The following is a 4,865-nucleotide window of genomic DNA, read 5'->3' on the forward strand; positions in this document are numbered from 1 at the left end:
TCTACAACCTCAAAACGGTGTTTTGAGCTGACTTCATCAGTTTCATCTACAACCTCAAAGCGGTGTTTTGAGCTGACTTCATCAGTTCTATCTGCAACCTCAAAACGGTGTTTTGAGCAGGCTACGGCTAGCTTCCTAATTTGCTCTTTGATTTTTTGAGTATAAGGACATGTTGGATTCTATGTGCTGTATTGTCAACAATACACTCTTCTTCCTGTATATCTACCAACATGATTTACAGAATTTTATTTTACTATAATTTTACCTATATTCCAAGACAGAAATAAAATAATCAAGAACAAAAACGCATATAACCAATAACTAGCTATATGCATTTTAACACTTAAAGCGAACTGTTAAGTTGCGACTAGTGGTATCCAGTCCTAAGTAAGTCGGAAATATACAGTTTATTTACGACTAGCAAGGCATTTACCCGGCAATAAGAGCCCATCTAAATTGATTTTTTCTTCAAGTAGAAATTTCTACGAAAACTATCTAAATAAACTTTTAATCTCTATGACGGACAAAACATGTCTCAGTTATTCATCAACATCCAAGGTTCTAGTAGTTGACCCACTCCCCATTGGAGTTAACTTTATAACCATCTACTATAGTATTAACCGCTAATCTTCCGCTTTCATTGACATAGTACCATTTGTCTCCAACTTGGAACCATTGATTTACCTTCATTGCACCAGATGATTCCTGATAATACCAATGGTCTCCATCTTTTATCCAACCAGTTGCCATTGAACCGTTAGCATTGAGATAGTACCACACACCACTGGATTCAACCCAGCCAGTAGACATTGCTCCGCTCTCACTCAAATAATACCATTGGTTACCATCTCTGACCCAACCAGTTGCCATTGAGCCGTTAGCATTGAGATAGTACCACACACCACTGGATTCAACCCAGCCAGTAGACATTGCTCCACTCTCACTCAAATAATACCATTGATTACCATCTCTGACCCAACCAGTTGCCATCGCACCAGTAGAACTCAAGTAGTACCATTTATCCGCTTCCTGATGCCAGCCTTTCACCACTTCACCAGCAGATGTATAAAAATACCACGCACCATTTTCTTGCTTCCAACCAGTCGTTATTGGAACTTTAGTCTCAGTTTTAATAACATCTCCTACATAAGATTGGAGGTAACGAGGAGCAAAAGAAGTAAGAGGAGAGTTTGCTACCATTCTATCTGAAGACCCCAAAGATAATTTATCCTTCTCTGACTTCCTTTCTGTCATCTCCTCAGATACATTTTCTCTTACTGTATTCATGGTCTCGACAGGATTTTCTTTCGCATCTTCAGGAATTCTACTGCCAGCTAGTGTAACTGGTAAATCATGCATACTGTCAATTCTACCGGCCAGTAGACCTGTAATTTCTTGACCTGCATCTTCTTTATTAAAGGTGAAAAGTAGAGTTTTTTGATCTGCTTGGGTCAAGAAGGTAGCTTTGTGTCCATTCGCTAAAGTCAAAGTCGGAATAGAATTTACTAGTACCTCAGAATCAAATTGCATAGCTAAGATACCTTGTTCTGCATCCTCTTCTTCTGTTTCCAATTTACGAACGTCCCTGATAGTTACACTCGTTGGATATACCGGATCTTTTGTTAAAAAGTCCCAATTAAATTTTCTAAATGATAGGGTATAGTCATTTTGTCCTTTTTCAGTGTGTTCATACAAGATACCATACTCCCCATTTCCTAATTCTTGGAGCGAATTATAGGCAAACTCTCCTTTTTGAATTGGTCTATGATGTAACCAAGTCAAGTCTCCGTTGTCCTCTACACGAGCCAAATGAGCCATTCCATTCGTCCGTTTAGGTCCTCCTGAATTGGTTAAAATGATGTATTCTTTTCCTTCGTGCATGGTGTGAATAGCAGCCATTTGGACATAAACATCTTTAACCTGATTGTATCTCTTGATTTCCTGGTCCCAAGTTTGCCCACCATCTTTACTTGTGGCAACCTGTAAATCACCCGTTAATCCTCTCATAAAGAGTTTCACATCACCATTATTTAACTGTACAGCAACTGACTCTGTATTTTGGGCATTCCTATTATTCATAGTTGAGGAATGAATTTTCCTTCCGCCTACTGTCCTATCATCATTGACAGCAGCTCCAGCCTGCCATGTTTCTCCATGGTCATCTGAATAAATCAAACGAGAAGACTGGGATCCGCTTAGATGGGAGATAGCATTGGTGGTATAAGTAGGAACTAAGATACGACCCTTGTGCTCTCCTGTTCTAAGCACAATTCCTGTACCTGGACCTGTTCCTAAAAATTTCATCCAATCTTGGCGAATTGATGGTGTAATATCTCTTGGTTGCGACCATGTTTTCCCATCATCATCACTATAAGAAAGCCACAAATAGCTCGTATAGGCTACACGAAATGGATTTTTAGCAGATGGAGCAAAGTAGATATTCCCAAGAAGCTCTTCTCCTTTATAGAGGTCACCCTTATCTCTGTAGGCTTCTTCTTTTGGATCCACTACAACGCGATAATCTGTTTTTTGATTATTTGCATCATATACTTCTCCGTTTTCTCGGACAGTATATGCTTGATTTTCCCCTTGTTTATATAGTAATTGATAGTGCTTATCTCCAACTTGTTGATAAGCTTTTTGCGGTTTGTTTGGCATTCCAAAGACAGCTCGACCTTCTGGAAACATATCGTAGATTGAAAAAATTCTCTTTGTGGTAGGATCTTGAACCAAGACCATATCGATATTAAGTGGAGATGGTGCCTGCGGATCTTTTGCTTCTGGATTGTCTCGCAAGTTGGTCAAGGTTAAGGTTGGCTGCCAAGTAGTTCCCCCATCCTCACTTCTCCTAACGACCATAGCAATATCTCCCCAATCAGAATGGTGGAGACGACGCTGATCTGCCCCTGCCAGTAATGTTCCTTTATCCGTACGTAGCAAAGCTGGAATCCGATAACTCTTAATTCCTTCACTATTTGGCTTACCATTGACACCGCTCATAAACAACTCTTGCTTCTCTGTCAAGACTGCCCCTTCAGGAAGTGACGGCTCAATATCTGTCACATCAAATAACTGGCTACGTTTTTTGACTTCCTCTGGAGTTAGAGCACGATTGTATACAGTCAGATTACGAATAGAGAGATTTGAGCCCCACTTCAGTTCTCCTGCTCTATTAGTTGCACCTAACTGAAGTTTATCCACATCTGGCATGTCTGCCAGGAATTTCCCTGACTTTTTATTCGTACGAGATAATACACCATTCACATAAAGACGAACCTGACCATTTGGACTATCCTTTCTTGGTCTTTCAACAGTAAAAGTAACCGAATTATACTTGCCTGGTCTAATCTTCAAAGGCGCATCTGTATAACTTCCATAAAATTGGCTACCATCAGCTCCACGTCCCTCTATCAAAGCTGTCCCATTATTGATTGCCATTGTAAAGTACTCATTTACTTTAGTTGTACTGGAAGCAGAAAAGAGATTGTAAAAACTAGGACCATCAGCAGCCGGTTTGAACTCCACATGAACAGTTGCATTTTGGAGTCCCTTTACTTTCTCTAATTCATCAGACAAGTCTACTCTTTTTTCGTTTGAATCATTCGTCTCTAAGTCATCTTTTTCTATCACTGTTTCGACATTTTCCAAATCTCGTGCATAGTAATCTCTTGGAATTTTTTCTTCTTGCTTATCTTCCCTTTCTTGTTCTTGCTCATTGCCAGAAAGTTCAGTCTCTGAAACAGACCCTACATGCTCTGCAGGAAGAGTTATATTTTCTCCTTCCTCAGAAGGCTGGCTCTTTTCTGTATCAGTTAGGGTTGAGCTCCCCCCCCCCCGAAAGTTGAGTTTCATTTGCCAGAGGTTGCTCACTCGCCCCTTCTTGAGCTAAAACAGGAGACGTTCCAAACACCACTGCTCCCACAATCATAGAAACCGCTCCTACCGATAGTTTCCTAATGCTATAACGACACTTACGTTCTTGAACATTCCGATTCATACTGTTCCTCTCTATATCTATATCCCGATTTCTGAAATAAGACATTTACTCCAGAAAATGCACTTAGTTTGTCTTTTCTTAACTTTCTTTTACTACAGTTCATTTAAATGACAAAAATGAACTAAACAAACTATCTCAAATTGGTGCCAAATTTCCCCTCTCCTTTCTCCAATCAGACTCCTACCAATCTAGTTTATCTACCAGGACACCGCTGCAATTAAACTAAAATATCTCTTTATAAGCAAATTATTGGACATCAGCTTATGCTATTTACACCATACTTCCTGCTCAATCCTTATCGAACACTTTTTCAAATAGCTTTTCATAAGCATAAATACTTGTAGAAATAATGGGAAATATAATCAAGCTCACAATCAGAATCTTATCCAGCTTAAAGGGGACAATCCCAAATAAGTGAAGAAATAAATCAATCAGAAAACTGTCGAAAAAAACTGTCAAAAGTAGTTCAATTTGTCTTTTTCTCTGCTTTTTTGTCTTGAATGCCTTAAATATCATATTATTCCCCTTTTCTAAGCTTCAATCCCTTCTCTCTATCTGTCATTTCGCATAGCTGCTACTATTTTTACAGCAATCTATCTTTAAATATACATAAAGATAAGATTCTATCACTTTTTATAAGTGTTAGCAAATTTATTATACCTCATTTCTAAAACGCTTTCAATACAGTGTAGTATAATAGATTTTAGTTTCAAGAAACTCTTTTGTATAATAATATCCTTGAAAGTAGTTTCAGATGAACATTTATAGTCCATAAAAAGAAAACAGAGACTCATCTGTTTTTTACACTCAATGAAAATCAAAGAGCAAACTAAGAAGCTAGCCGCATGATGCTCAAAACACTGTTTTG

3 protein-coding genes are annotated in these 4,865 nt (G+C 38.6%); all 3 read right to left on the minus strand.

Annotation, left to right across the window (positions count from 1 at the left end):
• Nucleotides 1–561: 561 nt before the first annotated feature.
• The 3 genes from HT701_RS03790 to HT701_RS03800 all read right to left on the minus strand — a co-directional run bounded on the left by HT701_RS03790 (nucleotide 562) and on the right by HT701_RS03800 (nucleotide 4,513).
• Nucleotides 562–3,852: a sialidase domain-containing protein gene (locus HT701_RS03790; RefSeq protein ID WP_172931238.1), complete on the minus strand. Its 3,291-nt coding sequence runs from the start codon at nucleotides 3,850–3,852 to the stop codon at nucleotides 562–564.
• A complete protein-coding gene (locus tag HT701_RS03795; RefSeq protein ID WP_078800240.1) occupies nucleotides 3,809–3,997 on the minus strand; it encodes a YSIRK-type signal peptide-containing protein in 189 nt (62 codons plus the stop codon). The genes HT701_RS03790 and HT701_RS03795 overlap by 44 nt, the downstream gene beginning before the upstream one ends.
• Before the next feature lie 288 nt (nucleotides 3,998–4,285).
• Nucleotides 4,286–4,513, minus strand: a complete 228-nt coding sequence (locus HT701_RS03800) for a hypothetical protein (protein ID WP_000576348.1) — start codon at nucleotides 4,511–4,513, stop codon at nucleotides 4,286–4,288.
• Between the last annotated feature and the right edge of the window lie 352 nt (nucleotides 4,514–4,865).

It is taken from the genome of Streptococcus sp. 10824 (assembly GCF_013276595.1).
GTDB lineage: Bacteria > Bacillota > Bacilli > Lactobacillales > Streptococcaceae > Streptococcus > Streptococcus pseudopneumoniae.

Excerpts from the sequence above, each read along its gene's own strand:
- HT701_RS03790 (WP_172931238.1), bottom strand. The coding sequence starts at position 3,852 with ATGAAACTCAACTTTCGGGGGGGGGGGAGCTCAACCCTAACTGATACA.
- HT701_RS03795 (WP_078800240.1), bottom strand. The coding sequence starts at position 3,997 with ATGAATCGGAATGTTCAAGAACGTAAGTGTCGTTATAGCATTAGGAAA.
- HT701_RS03800 (WP_000576348.1), bottom strand. The coding sequence starts at position 4,513 with ATGATATTTAAGGCATTCAAGACAAAAAAGCAGAGAAAAAGACAAATT.